This is a genomic window from Actinomadura sp. WMMB 499 (assembly GCF_008824145.1).
In the GTDB taxonomy this organism is placed as follows: domain Bacteria; phylum Actinomycetota; class Actinomycetes; order Streptosporangiales; family Streptosporangiaceae; genus Spirillospora.
Genome location: NZ_CP044407.1, coordinates 9,131,478 through 9,146,810, shown reverse-complemented (window position 1 = coordinate 9,146,810; position 15,333 = coordinate 9,131,478). Strand labels below are relative to the sequence as shown.

The 15,333-nt window shown below is 75.4% G+C and carries 14 protein-coding genes; 9 read left to right on the top strand and 5 right to left on the bottom strand.

What is annotated here, in order from left to right; all coding sequences use genetic code 11:
* The 4 genes from F7P10_RS41735 to F7P10_RS41720 are packed head-to-tail and all read left to right on the top strand — an operon-like array spanning position 1 to position 2,655.
* On the top strand, positions 1-495 hold the full coding sequence (locus tag F7P10_RS41735) for a phage holin family protein (protein ID WP_254716301.1): 495 nt from the start codon (positions 1-3) through the stop codon (positions 493-495).
* Positions 492-974, top strand: coding sequence for a DUF3618 domain-containing protein (locus F7P10_RS43685; RefSeq protein ID WP_218040305.1), 483 nt, complete (start codon positions 492-494; stop codon positions 972-974). The genes F7P10_RS41735 and F7P10_RS43685 overlap by 4 nt, the downstream gene beginning before the upstream one ends.
* 1 nt (position 975) lies before the next feature.
* Positions 976-2,037 carry a YihY/virulence factor BrkB family protein gene (locus tag F7P10_RS41725; RefSeq protein WP_151017694.1) on the top strand — a complete coding sequence of 354 codons (1,062 nt, stop codon included), beginning with the start codon at positions 976-978 and terminating at the stop codon, positions 2,035-2,037.
* A gap of 42 nt (positions 2,038-2,079) precedes the next feature.
* A complete protein-coding gene (locus tag F7P10_RS41720; protein WP_151017693.1) occupies positions 2,080-2,655 on the top strand; it encodes a GNAT family N-acetyltransferase in 576 nt (191 codons plus the stop codon).
* Positions 2,656-2,686: 31 nt separating this feature from the next.
* Here the strand turns inward: F7P10_RS41720 and F7P10_RS41715 are convergent, their stop codons facing one another.
* Positions 2,687-4,036, bottom strand: coding sequence for a cytochrome P450 (locus F7P10_RS41715; protein ID WP_151017692.1), 1,350 nt, complete (start codon positions 4,034-4,036; stop codon positions 2,687-2,689).
* Positions 4,037-4,372: 336 nt separating this feature from the next.
* Here F7P10_RS41715 and F7P10_RS41710 point away from each other — a divergent pair, with 336 nt between their 5' ends.
* Positions 4,373-5,422 (top strand): alpha/beta hydrolase family protein, encoded by a 1,050-nt coding sequence (locus F7P10_RS41710; protein WP_254716300.1) that lies wholly within the window; start codon positions 4,373-4,375, stop codon positions 5,420-5,422.
* Positions 5,423-5,431: 9 nt separating this feature from the next.
* Here the strand turns inward: F7P10_RS41710 and F7P10_RS41705 are convergent, their stop codons facing one another.
* Complete coding sequence (locus F7P10_RS41705) at positions 5,432-6,544, bottom strand: AI-2E family transporter (RefSeq protein ID WP_151017691.1); 1,113 nt, start codon at positions 6,542-6,544, stop codon at positions 5,432-5,434.
* A gap of 378 nt (positions 6,545-6,922) precedes the next feature.
* On the opposite strand from F7P10_RS41705, the gene F7P10_RS41700 reads away from it, so the two are divergent.
* On the top strand, positions 6,923-7,375 hold the full coding sequence (locus tag F7P10_RS41700; RefSeq protein WP_176611848.1) for a thioesterase family protein: 453 nt from the start codon (positions 6,923-6,925) through the stop codon (positions 7,373-7,375).
* Between the two features lie 154 nt (positions 7,376-7,529).
* Positions 7,530-10,343 (top strand): hypothetical protein, encoded by a 2,814-nt coding sequence (locus F7P10_RS45230; protein ID WP_151017689.1) that lies wholly within the window; start codon positions 7,530-7,532, stop codon positions 10,341-10,343.
* A 325-nt stretch (positions 10,344-10,668) separates the two neighbouring features.
* Here the strand turns inward: F7P10_RS45230 and F7P10_RS41690 are convergent, their stop codons facing one another.
* The 3 genes from F7P10_RS41690 to F7P10_RS41680 all read right to left on the bottom strand — a co-directional run bounded on the left by F7P10_RS41690 (position 10,669) and on the right by F7P10_RS41680 (position 13,522).
* Positions 10,669-11,181, bottom strand: coding sequence for an ATP-binding protein (locus tag F7P10_RS41690; protein ID WP_151017688.1), 513 nt, complete (start codon positions 11,179-11,181; stop codon positions 10,669-10,671).
* Positions 11,182-11,632: 451 nt separating this feature from the next.
* Positions 11,633-11,842 (bottom strand): DUF3040 domain-containing protein, encoded by a 210-nt coding sequence (locus tag F7P10_RS41685; protein WP_151017687.1) that lies wholly within the window; start codon positions 11,840-11,842, stop codon positions 11,633-11,635.
* A 57-nt stretch (positions 11,843-11,899) separates the two neighbouring features.
* Entirely contained in the window at positions 11,900-13,522 is a 1,623-nt protein-coding gene (locus F7P10_RS41680; RefSeq protein WP_151017686.1) for a glycoside hydrolase family 10 protein, read from the bottom strand.
* A 201-nt stretch (positions 13,523-13,723) separates the two neighbouring features.
* On the opposite strand from F7P10_RS41680, the gene F7P10_RS41675 reads away from it, so the two are divergent.
* Positions 13,724-14,779 (top strand): Rv2578c family radical SAM protein, encoded by a 1,056-nt coding sequence (locus tag F7P10_RS41675; RefSeq protein WP_254716299.1) that lies wholly within the window; start codon positions 13,724-13,726, stop codon positions 14,777-14,779.
* Between the two features lie 49 nt (positions 14,780-14,828).
* On the top strand, positions 14,829-15,278 hold the full coding sequence (locus F7P10_RS41670; RefSeq protein ID WP_151017682.1) for a hypothetical protein: 450 nt from the start codon (positions 14,829-14,831) through the stop codon (positions 15,276-15,278).
* Positions 15,279-15,333: the final 55 nt, after the last annotated feature.

Sequence of the window (15,333 nt, the reverse complement as noted above, 5' to 3'; positions counted from 1 at the left end):
ATGACGATCATGCGGCCGGCACAGGACGGCAGAGGCGGCGCCGCCGGCGCCGCCGTCCACGGCGACGGGCAGGCGGCGACGCGGTTCGAGGCCGGGGGGGACACCGGGCGGCACGAGCCGGGGACCGGCGAGCTCGTCCGGCAGGCGACCCAGCAGGTCTCGGACCTGATGCGCGCGGAGCTGCGCCTGGCCGTGGCCGAGCTGAAGGACAAGGGACGCCACGCCGGGACGGGCGCCGGGCTGTTCGGCGGCGCGGGACTGGTCGCGCTGTTCGGGGTCGGGGTGCTGCTGGCGGCGGCGGTCGCGGCGATCGCGCTGGTGCTGCCCGTCTGGGCGGCCGCGCTGATCGTCGGCGGTGCGCTGATGCTGGCCGCCGGGCTGCTCGCCCTCATGGGGCGCGGCCAGGCCAAGCGGGCCACACCGGCCAAGCCCGAGCAGGCGGCGCAGGAGGCCCGTCAGACCGTGGCGGAACTGAAGGAGAGGGCGCACCGATGAGCAGGCACGGCGCCGAGGCCGGCACCGAGGAACTGCGCGAGGAGGTCGACCGGGCCCGCCATGACCTCGGCGAGACCGTGGAGGCGCTGGCGGCCAAGGCCGATGTGAAGGCGATGGCCCGCGAGCGCGTCGACCAGGCCCGCACCCGGGCCGTGGGCGCGGTGGGATCGGCCCGGGCGGCCGCGTCGTCGCGGGCGTCCTCGGCGCGCGCGGCCGCGTCCACGCCGGAGGGCTCGGCGCGGGCGCGGCGGGGCGGCGCGGCGGCCGCCTCGGCGGGCGCCGCCGCGGCGCTGCTGACGGTGTGGCTGCGGCGCCGCCGCGCCCCCGCGGTACGGGTGCGGACGCGGCGCATGCAGCGCGCCCCGATCAAGGTGCGCCGCAACCGGGCGGGCCGGACGAACCTGGTGCCCGTGGCGTGGCTGACCGGGGCCCGCCGGCGGGGCCGCTCGCGCACCCCGATCCGCTGGAGGCGCCGCTGACATGCCGGGGCGGCGCGAGCGTCCGGCCGGGCCCACCGACCTACCCGCCTCGGGCTGGCGCGCGGCGGCCCGGCGGACGGCCCGGGGGTTCAAGGACGACGACCTGACCGACCACGCGGCGGCGCTCACCTACTACGCGGTCCTGTCGATCTTCCCGGGGCTGCTGGTGGTGGTGTCGCTGGTGGGGCTGGCCGGGCGGTCGGCGACCGACGAGCTGATCTCCGAGCTCGGCGGGATGGCGCCCGGCGCGGTGCGGGACCTGCTGATCAGCGCGATCCGGCAGCTGCAGGGCGCCGGCGGCGCCGGGATCGTGGCGGTGGTGAGCCTGGCGGGCGCGGTGTGGTCGGCGTCGGGTTACGTGGGCGCGTTCATGCGGGCCTCCAACGCCGTCTACGACGTGCCCGAGGGGCGGCCGTTCTGGAAGATGGTGCCGCTGCGGGTCGGGATCACGGTCCTGACGCTGGTGGTGCTGTCGGCGTCGGCGGTCGCGGTGGTGGTGTCGGGCCCGCTGGCGCGGGAGGTCGGGGACATGCTGGGGCTGGGGTCGGCGGCGGTGACGGCCTGGCAGGTCGCCAAGTGGCCGGTGCTGCTGGTGATGATCAGCCTGCTGTTCTCGCTGCTGTACTGGGCGGCCCCCAACGTCCGGCGCCGGTTCCGGTGGGTGACGCCGGGCAGCGTCGTGGCGGTGCTGGTGTGGCTGGCGGCGTCCGGCCTGTTCGCCCTGTACGTGGCGGGGTTCGCCGGCTACAACAAGACCTACGGCAGCCTCGCCGGGGTGATCGTGTTCCTGGTGTGGCTGTGGATCGGCAACCTGGCGATCCTGCTGGGGGCGGAGCTGAACTCCGAGCTGGAGCGCGGCCGCGCCGTCCAGGCCGGCGCTCCTGCGGGCGGGGAGCCCTACGCCGAGTTCCGCGACACCCGCGCGTTCAGCGACGCCGACCGCCGCGACACCGGCGCCGGGAAGGGCGGCGGGCCGGACGACGCGGCGCCCGGCGCCCGGCGCGCCTCCGGGCGGGAGGACGGCCCGGACCGGGGCCCGGACCGTCCTGACTCGAACGTGTGAAACGGGTCGCCGAACCCCGAACCCCCTGATTAGGATCTTTGCGTGCTGCGTCCCGCATACCCCATCGAGACCGAGCGACTCACCCTGCGGCCGTTCCGTGAGGACGACCTGGAGGGGCTGTACGCGTACCAGTCGCTGCCCGAGGTGGCGCGCTTCCTGTATTGGGAGCCGCGGAACCTGGAGGAGTCCAGGTCGTTCCTGAAGGAGAAGATGGCCGCCTCCACCGTCGAGCGGGAGGGCGACTGGCTGGTGCTGGCGGTCGTGCTGCGCGCGACGGGCGAGCTGATGGGCGAGGTGAACCTGCAGTGGCGCAGCCGGGGGCATCGGCAGGGCGAGATCGGCTACATCCTCAACCCGGCGTTCCACGGGCGGGGGTTCGCGACCGAGGCCGCGGAGGTGGTGCTGCGGCTGGGGTTCGAGGGCTTGGACCTGCACCGGGTGGTGGGCCGGCTCGACGGCCGCAACGTCGCGTCGGCGCGGGTGCTGGACCGCCTGGGGATGCGGCGCGAGGCGCATCTGGTGCAGAACGAGATGGTCAAGGGCGAGTGGACCGACGAGGTCGTGTACGCGATGCTGCGGGAGGAGTGGGACCGCCGCGCTCCCCTCACCGACGGCTGACCCTGCGGCCCGTCCCTCCTTCTGATCGCCCTCAGGGGGCGGTGAAGGTGCAGGGCAGCCGCTTGTAGCCGTTGATGAAGCTGGACATCAGCCGGTCGGGTTCGCCCGCGGCGCGCAGGTCGGGGAGGCGGGTGAGCAGCTCGCGGAACATGACGGTGATCTCGCGGCGGGCGAGGTTGGCGCCGAGGCAGAAGTGGGGTCCGGGGCCTCCGAATCCGACGTGCGGGTTCGGGGACCGGGTGATGTCGAAGGCGTCGGGGTCGGTGAAGACGGTCTCGTCGCGGTTGGCCGAGTTGTAGAACAGCATGACCTTGTCGCCGGCGCGGTAGGCGTGGCCGTTCATGACGTGGTCGCGGGTGAGGTTGCGGCGGAAGCAGATGACGGGGGTGGAGTAGCGGACGATCTCCTCGACGGCGCCGCCGATGCGTCCGTCGAAGTCCTCCAGCAGCAGCTCGCGCTGGGCGGGGTTGTCGGTGAGCAGCTGCAGGCCGTGCGCGATGGCGGTGCGGGTGGTCTCGTTGCCGGCGACGACCAGCAGCAGGAAGAACGTGCCGAACTCGCGGGTGCTGAGCTTCTCGCCGTCGCCGCCGGTTTCGCCGCCCGCTCCGACCTCGGCGTTGACGAGGGCGGAGGTGAGGTCGCCGGTCGGCTCGGCGGCGCGTTCCTTGCCGAGCCGGACGGCGAGGCGGTGCAGGTCGCGGCTGGCGAGGGCGACTTTGGCCAGGCCCAGGCCGGTGCGGACCCGCCCCATGTCGGGGGTGATGCCGGTGTACTCGGGGTCGGAGTTGCCGAGCACGATGTTGGTGAGGCGCACCACCCGCGGGTGGAGGCGTTCGGGGATGCCGAGCATGTCGCAGATGACCTCGACCGGGAGCCGGACGGCGGCGTTGGCGACGAAGTCGAGGGGCCGGCCGTCGGGGAGGGCGGCGCGGGCGGCGATCAGCTCGTCGACGATGCGGGTGGCGCGGGCGGCGATGTCGTCTTCGGTCTTGGCGAGCATCCTGGGGCTGAACGCGCGCGACACCACGCGCCGGATCTTGGCGTGCCGCGGGTCGTCCATGTTGATCATGGAGTTGACGTAGCGGTCGAGGAAGCCGGGCGAGTCGATGACGGTGGTGGCGTTGGGCTCGCTGGAGAAGATCTGGGGATTGCGGCTGGCCTCGGTGACGTCGGCGTGGGAGACCAGGGCCCAGTAGCCGCCGCCCCGGCCGGTGAACGGGACGGGCGGATCGGCGAAGAACGCGGGCGCCCCGCGGGCGCGCAGCGCGGCGAACGCGGCGGCGCGCTCGTCCAGGGGGCGGCCCCAGAACCGCAGGTCGCTCAGGTCGATGTCGCCGGGGCCGATCTCGCCGATCGTCCCGCCGTCCTGCCGGGTGGTCATGGCCGCGTCCTCCTCGCCGGATCCGCCCCCCATCGTCGAGTAAACGCTTGCTTACGGTCAATGGGAGGGCGGGCCGCTGTGACCCACGCCACGCTCCCTTGCCGCATCCCACGCCGCGTCCCCTGCCGCGCCCTTTCCGGCCACCGGCGGCCCGCCGGGGCCGATCGAGCCCGCCCCCTATCACAGCACCGCCCGCCCGGGGAATGACTCACTTCTCAACAGTGGTTCAAGCATTTCTTATTACCGCGCCTTGTAGATCATCTTGCGGGAGGCGAGGACACTCGGCCGAAGCCGCGCGGCCCGCCGGGGGCGGCGCACGTCCCGCGAGGTGAGTCGATGACGCCTTCCGCCCGCCGCCGTCCCGCGATGCCGGGCCACCGCCCGTCCCGCGGGAGCCGCCCCGTGACGTCCGGGGCGCTCGCCGCACTCCTCGTCGTGGGGATCGGCGCGGCCGGCGCGGGCACCGCGCAGGCCGATCCCGGCCCGGCCCGCGCGGACGACGGCGCGCGGATCGTCGCCGAGACCGCGCTGGAGGGCAACGACGTCGACATCACCATCGACTCCCCCGCGCTCGGCAAGCGCGTCAAGGCCCGCGTCCTGCTGCCCGGGAACTGGACCCGCGACACCGCCCGGACCTGGCCGGTGCTGTACGCGTTCCACGGCGGGCAGGACGACTACACCTCCTGGGCCCGCAACACCGACATCGAGGCGTGGGCGAGCGCCTACGACGTCATCGTGGTGATGCCCGAGGCCGAGAACGGCTCGTACGCGAACTGGTACAACTACGGCAAGGGGGCCACCCCCCGGTGGGAGACCTTCCACACCGCCGAGGTGCGCCAGCTGATCGAGCGCAATTACAACGCGGGCGCGCGCCGCGCCGCGATCGGCAACTCCTCCGGCGGCGCGGGCGCGATGACCTACGCCGCCCGCCACCCGGGGCTGTTCGCCCACGTGGCGTCGCTGAGCGGCGTGCTGTCGATGCGGCAGCCGGGCGTCCCGGCGATGCTGATGTTCACCAACGCCGCCAACGGGCAGGACCCGTTCGCGATCTGGGGCATCCCGTGGGCCGACGACGCCAACTGGAAGGCCCACGACCCGCACACGCTCGCGCCGGAGCTGCGCGGCACCGGCCTGTTCTTCTCCGCCGGGACGACCGGGCGGCCCGGGCCCGGCGACCCGGACGTGGCGCCGTGGGACATCGGCCTGCTGAGCGAGATCGTGATCGGCGCCAACAACCGGGAGTTCAAGAAGCGGCTGGATCGGCTCGGCATCCCCTACACCGCGCACATCTACGGCGACGGCCGCCACAACTGGCCGGCGTGGGTGCGCGAGAGCGAGTTCATCTGGCCGACGCTGATGCGGTCGATCGGCGCCGCCCGCGCCTGACCCGCGCGTTCACCGCGGCCCGCGCGGCCGGCGGGACCACCGCGCCCGCGCGTCCCGGGAGCGGCGGGCGGGCGCCTCGGTGAGCGGGTGCTCCTCGATGTCGTAGCGGCGGATGTAGGCGCCGGCGAACGCCTGGACGCTGGCGCCCAGCGGCAGCGCGAGCAGCACCCCGGCGGGCCCGACCACGGCCGCGCCGGCCAGCACGAGCCCGAACGCGACCGCGGGGTGCATCGCCATGGTGCGGGCGGTGATGCGCGGCTGCAGCAGGTAGTTCTCCAGCTGCTGGTAGGCGACGATGAACAGCAGCATCCACAGCGCGGTGCTGGGCGCCGCGGTGAGGGCGATCAGCACCGGCACCGCGCCGGCCAGGTAGGTGCCGATGACGGGGATGAACTGCGACAGCACCCCCACCCACAGGGCCAGGGTCGCGGCGTAGGGGACGCCCAGGCCCGCCATGGCGATGTAGTGGGCGACGCCGGAGACCAGGGCGAGCAGGGCGCGGGAGTAGATGTAGCCGCCGGTCTTGTCGACGGCGATCTCCCAGGCGGTCAGGACCTGCCGCTGCCGGTGCGGGGGCAGCACCGAGCACACCGTCCGGCGGAACTGCGGGCCCTCGGCCGACAGGTAGAAGGTGAACAGCAGCACCGCCAGCCCCTTGAAGATCACTTCGAAGGCGGTGGCGCCGATCACCCACACGTTGCCGGCGAGCGCCGACAGCTGCCCCGACAGCTGCTGGGTGACGGTGGGCAGCCGCTGGAACAGCGTCTCGCGCGACAGGTCGGTGCCGAAGGTGGAGTTGATCCAGTCGATGACGCCGGTGACGTAGCCGGGGAACTCGTCGATGAGGTTGCTGGTCTGGGTGGCCAGCAGCGAGCCGATGCCGCCCACGAAGCCGGCCAGCAGCACCGCGATGACCAGGAACATCAGCGCGGTGCCGGCGCCGCGGCGCCAGCCGCGCCGGGCGAGCCAGTTGACGGCGGGTTCGATCGCGAACGCCAGGAACAGCGAGATGAGCAGCAGCACGAGCAGGTCGCGGAGCCGTTCCACGATCCACAGCCCGGCGACGAACGCCAGGGTGATCGCTCCGGCCAGCACGAACGCCTTGGGCAGCCACGGCGGCATCCGCCGCGGGTCCGCGGCCGGGGGACGGCGCGCGGGACGGTGTCCTCGGGCGGCGCGGCCGTCGCCCCGGCCCGCGTTCCGGCCCGCGTCGCTCCCGCCGGCACCGCGGGCGTCTCGGGCGAGGTCTGCCGGGGCGTCCCGGCGGCGGGCTCCCCGGCGGGTTCGTTCCGGGGTTCGCCGCCGGGCTCGCCTGCCGGTGGGTCCTCGGGCCGGTCGCCGGGCGGGTCGGGCATGACCCGCACGCTAACGGCGGCGCGGCGCCCCGATCGCGTGCCCGCACCCTGCCGGGAGGCAACCTTTGCCGAGTCTTCAGCCGCGCCTTCGGCCGGTCCCGGGCCCGGGCCGCGGCCCGCGGGGTGTGCGGCAGGATGGGGCGGCATGGGCGAGATCTTCACGCACCGGCTGCGGGTCCGTTACAGCGAGTGCGACCAGCAGGGCGTGGTGTTCAACGGGCATTACCTGTTCTTCTACGACGTGGCGTTGACGGAGATGTGGCGGGAGCTGATCGCCGATCCTGGGCGGATGGTGCAGGACGGCTACGACCTGGTGGTGGCGGAGGCGCGGATCCGCTACCGGGAGGGCGCGCGGTTCGACGATCTGGTGGACGTGCGGATGCCGGTGGGGCACGTGGGGGTGACGAGCCTGGTGGTGCACCCGGAGTTCCGGGTGGCGGGGCGGCTCATCGCCGACGGTGAGGTGCGGCACGTGTTCGTCGATCCGGCGGGCACGGGCAAGCGGGAGATCCCGCCGCAGGTGCGGCCGGTGCTGGAGTCGCTGCGCGAGGTGTCGCCTCCCGCCGACGGGCCGTCGGCGGTGACGGCTCGCCCGTGACGGCTCCCTCGTGACCGGGCGCCTGTGACCGCGTGCCGCCGGCCACCGGACCGTCACGGTCAGTGATCGTCCCCGGGGGCGCGCGGGCGTGACGGCGTCGTGGCGGGACGCCACGATGACGGCGGATCGCCCGGGGAGGACTACTATGCGCCGGGTGAGCTGGCAGGGGGCCGGGGCGCAGCCCGGCGGAACCGGAGGCGGACCGAGCGGGGATCTGTTCACCTCGGTCGAGGGCAACGTGCGGGAGCTGGTGGCGTCCCCGTGGTGGCAGACCGCGCAGCCCCCCGAACGCGCCGCGCAGATCGCCGCGCGGATGCTGTGGGGCGCGGGCGAGTGGTGGCTGTACGGGGCGTGGGGCCGCTGGTACCGGTGCGGGCTGGACGGGGCGTGGCATCCGTGCCCGCCGCCGGCCGACCCGGCCGACCGGGCGGTCGCGGTCCCGGCGCCGCGCGGCGCCGGGACGCCGCCGGTGCCGCCGCAGCTGTTCCCGACCGGCCCGGATCTGGCGGCGGGCCGGGTCGCGCCGCTGGGGTTCCTGGGGCCGGTCCCCGACACCTCGGTCGTCGCCCGCGTCTCGCAGGCGATCACGACGGCGCTGGCGGTGAACCCGGCGCAGTTCGCCCAGCGCGACCCGATGTTCCAGCCGGGGACGCCGTCCACGATCGCCGCGGCGTGGGGCGCGCTGCTGTGGTGCGCGGGGTCGCCGGTGGTGCTGACCGAGCATCCGCTGATCGAGTCGTTCATCCCGTTCCTGACGACCCCGGCCGAGCGGCTGCACTGGATGATGCCGCCGGACTTCGGCACGCTGGCCGGCTACTACGTGCACCGGCTCGGGGCGGGCGACGGCGGCGGCGCCGCGCACATCGCGCGGGTGATGTACGAGGTCGCGGCGGGTCTGCAGGCCGATCCGCGGTTCCGCCCGGGCGCGGACGCGCTGGCGGCGGTGACGGCGGCGTCGCTGCGGATGGTGAACCAGGATATGGCGACCGTGCGGTACGGGCCGGAGGCGATCCTGCAGGAGTGGCGGCGCCGCTGCCCGGCCGAGTACGCGACCCCGATGGTCCGCGACACCTCGCCCGGGGAGTTCCTGCGGCTGGCCCTGTACGACCTGCAGCAGGTCGTGGCGCAGATCACCGGCCCGCGGCGGGCGGGCGTGCAGGGCCGCGCCCATGACGAGGTGCGCCGCGCCGGGGTGGCGGTGCTGGCCGCCGACCTGCAGGCCGCGCCGGGGGCGCTGCCGGCGCTGCAGCGGTGGCTGGACCCCGACGGCGCCCGCACGGCGCAGGCCGTCCTGACCGACCCGGCGCATCCGGGGCGGGCGCTGTGGCCGCGGGACGGGCGCCTGCCCGACGCGCTGCGCACCGACGACGCCGACGCGCTGGCCTCGCTGCTGGCGACCACCTACACGCTCGGGCTGACCTGGTGCCGGCTGGCGCAGGTGCATCCGCCGGCGACGGGGTTCGCGGTGCCGCAGGCGGCGGCGGCGGAGCTGACGTCCCCGGCGATGCACAGCCCGCCCTCGACCGACGAGCTGTCGGCGTGGGACATCATCAAGGCGGCCCGCGCGCACATGGCGGCCGAGCGCGCCGCGACGGGCGGGGACGAGCCGGTGGCGCCCGTCCCGGAGCCGCAGCGGGATCCGCCGGGGCCGCCGCCGGCGGCCGCGCCGGTCGAGCCCCCGGCGGCACCGCCGGTCTCCCCCGCACCGGCGCCCGCACCGGTGGCGGCGCCGGTGCCGCCGCCCGTCCCGCCCGTTCCGGCGCCGGAGGCGGCCCCCGCTGCCCCGGACGGCGCGGATCCGGGGCCCGCGGCGCCGGCTCCACCGGGACCGCCGGCGTGGCCGCAGGCCGACCCGTCGGCGGCGGCGCCCGCAGCGCCCGGCGTTCCCGAGCCGCGGTGGCCGGCCGAGCCGCGCACCCAGCTGGACTCCGGCGGGTACCGCACTCAGCTCGACCCCGGGCCGGCGTGGCCGGGCGCGGCGTCCCCGCCGGCGCCGCACGGCGGCGCGGCCGACGGGACGGGGCCCGCCGCGGCGGGCGGTCCTCCGCCGCCGCCGGTCCCGGACTGGGCGCACGAGGGCGACCGGGAGCCGCGGGCCGAGCTGCCGCCGCCGCCCGCGCCGGTGCCCGCGCCGCCGCCCCCGCTGCCGCCGGCGCCCGCCCCCGACCAGGGCGCGCAGATCGCCGAGGCGTACGGGATCCGGTTCCTGTGCGGCGCCGACGACATCGAGCGGGTCGTCACCGAGGTGCGGCGCCGCGGCAAGTGGGCGCGGCGGCTGCGCGGGCAGGAGGTGTCGAGCGCGTCGGCGCCGGCGCTGCTGCTGATCGGCGGGCCCTCGAGCGGGCAGCGGCGGCTGGCGCGCATGGTCGCGCGGGCGCTGGCGGAGGTGGAGGCCTCCAGCGGCGAGGTGCGCTCGGTGCACGGCGAGGACCTGCGCGAGCGCGGCCCGGAGGGGTTGCGTGCGGCGCTGGAGGAGCACGCCGGGCACGTCCTGCTGCTGGACGGGCTGGACTCGCTGATCCTGGACGAGGCGCAGGGCCCGGCGTACGCGACGGTCCTGTACCGGACGAGGCTGGAGGGCGTGAACGACACGGCGCTGCTGGGCACGTGCGGCCCGGACCGGGTCGGTGAGCTGTCGGCGGCGTCACCGGAGCTGGTGACCGATCTGCGTGCGGTGCGGCTGCCGGATCTGGCCGAGCCGGCGGCGCGTGCGGCGCTGGTGGGGCTGCTGGCGCAGGAGCGTGATCTGCGGCTGGGCGCGGACGCGTGGGCGGTGGTCGACCGGGAGATCGGCGGGCTGCGGCCGCGGGGCCGGCTGACGGGCGCGCGGCTGATCGAGGCGTACCTGGACCGGGCGGCGACGCGGCGGCTGGGCAGCGCGGAGGAGACGCAGGCGATCGATGAGGGGACGCTGTCGCTGACGGCGGCGGATTTCGCGGGCCTGGCGGAGGAGCTGTCGGGCCGCTGACCCGGTCGCGGTCCCGGCCCGGCGGCCTGCCGTGCCGCCGCGCCCGCCGCGTTCGCAGGCCGGTTCCGCCGCGCGGGGGCCGCCGGTGTCCGGGCGGGCCGGTTGCGGCTCGCCCGGCGTGCCGCCGGCGCATGTGGAGTGGCGTCTGGATCGGCCGCCCGCGGTCGGTGCGGCGGTGGAGCGCTGCCCGCTGCGGCCGGCCGGGCGCCCCTGACGGGACGGGCTCGCGTCGGCTCGACGGGTGCGTCGAGGGGTTGCGTGGGGCTGCGGGTGCGGCGCGGGCGGGTTCGGGGCTGCGGGTTCGGGGCTGCGGGTTCGGGGCGGGTCAGGGGCGGGCGGTGGCGGGCCGGTGGCCGTCGCCGGGGTTGAGCAGGCGGCTGAACCAGATGGTCTTGCCTGCGGGCCCGTGGGGCGGGCGGTGCGGGCGGGTGCCGTACCGGGTGGACAGGGCGGCGACGAGCATCAGCCCGCGTCCGGCCTCGTTCGAGACGGGGACGCCCGCGGGGGCGGGCGGGGGGCCGGCGGGGCGGGCGTCGGTGACCTCGCCGGTGAGGCTGCGGCCGTGCAGGCGCAGGCGGAGCCGGATCGGGGCGGCGCCGTGCAGGACGGCGTTGGTGACCAGTTCGTCGACGATGAGGACGATGTCGTCGGCGTCGTCGGGGTCGGCGACCCGCCAGTCGTGCAAGATGCGGGCGGTCAGGGCGCGCGCCGCGGCGGCGGCGCGGGGCTGTGCGGGCAGTTCCCAGGCGGCGGTGGTGCCGCCGGTGGGGGCGTCCGCGCGGTCCTGGGCGTCTGCGGTGTCGTCTGCGGTGTCGGTGGTGTCCCCCGGTGTGTCCACTGGTCGCTCTCCTCATCCTCGTGCGGCGCCCGGCCCGGCTGTCCGGTTCCGGTGGTTCTCTTTCATGGACGCAGGCGGTGCGGGTGCGGTGCACCCGTGCACGCGACCGTCACCGCGCGGTGAGGTGGGCGGTGACGCGAGGAGGGCCGGGGGCGGGGCCCGCGGGGGCGGTGACACGCCGGTCCCGGGGGTGGGTGGAATGAGCAGTGCCGTGGTGCCGTTATGGTGGGTGGCGTCGGTGTGGCATGTGTCCCCCGGGCTCTACCCATCGCCTTCGAGGAATACCGCCGGTCCCTTCGCGGTCCGGGTCCGGAGCTTCGTTGTGCCTTTCGCCGCGAGGCGACCACCACACCGGCTTTCACGCCGTGGCCCCGGCGGGATTCCGGTCCCGCCGGGGCCACGGCGCTTTTCTCGTCGTGCGTGCACGGGGTGCTCGCGGGTGGTGGTTCTGTCAGGTGATGGCGGCGGCGAAACCGGTCGCGATCGCGGCGATGACGGCCAGGACGGCGGCGGTCGCGGCCGCGATCAGGCGGATGCGGCGGCCGCGGCCGGGACGGCGGTCGCCCAGCCGTGCGAGCCGATGGGCCAGCCGCGGGTCGTCCTCGCTCAGGCGGACCTCGATCTGGGTGAGGATCCGCCGCTCCTCCATCGACAGCGCCATGCTCGTACCTCCGGGGGGCCGGTCACGTGACTGGTTCCTCCCCACAGATCATGATCATTATCCTTCCGGTGCGGTGGCCGTCGCGCCGCGCGCGGGCGGGCTCTCGCGGTGGTACCGGTCGACGGCGGTGACGTAGTAGGTGTAGGTGCGGCCGGGTTCGGCGCCGGGGTCGATGATCCCGCCGCCGCGGACGTCGGCGATGAGCCGGTCGGGGTCGACTTCGGCGCATTCGCCGCCCCGGCCGTCCACGCGGTACACCGCGTGGGAGGCGGCGTCGGGCGAGGGCTCCCAGCGGACTTCGAGGCCCTCGGCGTGGGGCCGGGCGGTGACGCCGCGCGCGGGCGCGGGCGCGGTCTCCTCCTCGTCGGCGTCGTCGCCGTGGGGTTGGACGACGGGCGGGATGGCGGGCCGCTGGTAGTGCTCCTCGCGCAGGCGGGTGGCGAACCCGTCGGTGTTGTCCATGAGGGACGAGGCGCTGAAGTAGACGTCGCCGTCCACCTGGGGGTGCTTGTCGTTGAGGGTCAGGTGGCGGCTCAGCTCGGCGGGGTCGTCCCAGGCGCCGCCCTGTCCGACGCGGTAGGCGCCCTGCCCGATGTACAGGCGGACGTCGGTGCCTTCGACCTGCTCGGACCACCAGCCGACGAGTTCGGCGTAGTCGGCGGCGGGGTCCCCGATCGGCCAGTACAGCTGGGGGGTGACGTAGTCGATCCAGCCTTCCTCGATCCAGGTGCGGGTGTCGGCGTAGATGTCGTCGTAGCTCTGCAGGGCGCGGGTGTCGGATCCGGCGGGGTCGGTGTTGGCGTTGCGCCACACGCCGAAGGGGCTGATGCCGAACTGCACCCACGGCTTGGCGTCGTGGATGTCGCCGGACAGGTCCCGCACGAGGGTGTTGACGTTGTCGCGGCGCCAGTCGTCGCGGTCCTGGCCGTCGCCGTGGTCGCGGTAGGAGGCGTCGTCGGGGAAGTCGCCGCTCTCGGGATAGGGGTAGAAGTAGTCGTCGAAGTGGACGGCGTCGATGTCGTACTTGTTCACCACGTCCAGGACGGAGGTGGTGACCAGCTCGCGGACCTGCGGGATGCCGGGGTCGTACCAGAGCCCGTCGCCGTACTCGCGGACCCATTCGGGGTTCTCGCGGGCGGGGCTGCCGGGCGCGAGCTTTTTCAGGTCGGTCTGGCGGCTGACGCGGTAGGGGTTGAACCAGGCGTGGAACTCCAGGTTGCGGGCGTGGGCCTCGTCGAGCAGGAACTGCAGGACGTCGTAGCCGGGGTCCTTGCCGGGCTCGCCGGTGATCCACTGGGACCACGGTTCGTGCGGCGAGTCGTAGAACGCATCGGAGTTCGGGCGGATCTGGACGAACACGGCGTTCATGTTCATCTCGGCGGCCCGGTCGAGGAGCCGGGTGTACTGCTCCTTCTGCTCGGCGGCGGACGCGCCGGGGTCCTTGGGCCAGTCGATGTTCCCGACGGTGGAGATCCACATGCCGCGCAGCTCGCGGCCCTCCTCGCCGCCGGGCGCGGCGAGGTGGGGGCATTCGGCCGGGGCGGTGGCGTTCACGGCGGGCGACCGGTCGCCGCCGGCGCCGCCGCCGGGGCCGAGCGCGGTCAGGGCGACGCCGGCGAGCGCCGTCGCCGCCAGTACCGACGCGCCGGCGGTCATCCGGGTTCTGTTCAGCCATGACATAGCGACCCATTGTTACCCGCTCGTTGTCATGGTGCGTCCAAAACGCTGGTCATGACCTGCAGAGATGTTGCAATCTTCGAACATGTGTTCCATTCTGGCGGGGTGCGGGGCGCCCTGACCGGCCACAACGGCACCGCGCACACACGAACGACACGGCGACATGAACGACACGGCGGGCCGGGACGAGGACGGGGGTGCGGTGTGCGCTGGGACCATCTGCGGATCATCGGCGACGAGGAGCGGGAACGGCCGGACGCGCCGCTGATCGAGCGCCGCGCGGTGACGCGCACGTTCGACACGCCCGGGTTCGGCGGCATGACGTTCTACGAGGTGCGGGCCCGCACCGTCATCAACCGGGTCCCGGACGCGGCGCGGGTGCCGTTCCGCTGGACGATCAACCCCTACCGGGGCTGCTCGCACGCCTGCACGTACTGCTTCGCCCGCCGCACCCACGAGTACCTGGACCTGGACGCCGGCGCCGACTTCGACTCCCGGATCGTGGTGAAGGTCAACGCCCCCGAGCGCGTCCGGGCCGAACTGGCCGCGCCCCGGTGGCGCGGCGAGCCGGTCGCGATGGGCACCAACGTCGACTGCTACCAGCGCGCCGAGGGCCGCTACCGGCTGATGCCGGGCATCATCACGGCGCTGGCGGACGCGGCCAACCCGTTCTCGATCCTGACCAAGGGCACGCTGATCCTGCGTGACCTGCCGCTGCTGGCCGACGCCGCCGCCCGCACCCGGGTGGACACGGCCGTGTCGGTCGGCTCGCCCGACCCCGCTCTGGCCCGGCTCGCCGAGCCGGGCGCCCCCGCGCCGCGGCGGCGGCTGGAGGTGTGCGCGGCGCTGAACGAGGCCGGCATCGGCTGCTCGGTGCTCATGGGCCCGGTCATCCCCTACCTGTCGGACTCCCCCGCGCAGCTGGACGCGGCGGTGCGGGAGATCGCCGCCGCGGGCGCGACGTCGGTGACCCCGATCGTGCTGCACCTGCGGCCCGGCGCCCGCGAATGGTTTCTGGGGTGGCTGCGCGAGCACCACCCGGACCTGGTCGCCCCGTACGCGCGGCTGTACCGGGGCGGCGCCTACGCCCCGGAACGCTACCGGCGGGAAATCGCCGGGCGGGTCCGGGAGCTGGCCGCACGCCACGGCGTCGGCGCGGGCGCGCGCCACCGGACGGCCCCGCGCGGCCCGGCCGGCGGCGGCCCGGGGCGCCCGGGCCGGGACGGTCCGGACGGCCCGCACCAGCTGTCGCTGCTGTGACCCGGCCCGGCCCGGGGATGCCGGGCCGCGTTCGGGGTAGCGGCGGGACATGGACACAGTGACTCGCGGGCTGGTGGCCGGCGCCGCCGGAACCGGCGCCCTGAACGTGGTGACGTACCTGGACATGGCGATCCGGGCCCGTCCCGCCAGTTCCACGCCCGAACAGAGCGTGGAGCGGATCGCCGCGGCCGCCGGCGTCGGGCTCGGCCCCGGCCAGGAGGCCGCCAACCGCAGGGCCGGGCTCGGGCCGCTGCTGGGCTACGCCACGGGCGCCGGCGCCGCGCTGGTCTACGGGCTGCTGGCGGGACGCCGCCGGGTCCCGCCGCCGCTGGCGGCGCTGGCGCTGACCGGCCTGGCGATGGCCGGCTCCAGCGTGCCGATGACCGTGCTCGGGCTGACCGATCCCCGCACGTGGTCGGCGTCGGACTGGCTCATGGACGCGGTGCCGCACCTGGCGTACGGGGCGGCCGCGGCGGGCGTGCACGCCGCCCTGCGCTGACCCGCGGCGCCCCCGGAGCCGGCCCCGGTCCCGGGACCGGGGCCCGGCAGGGCAT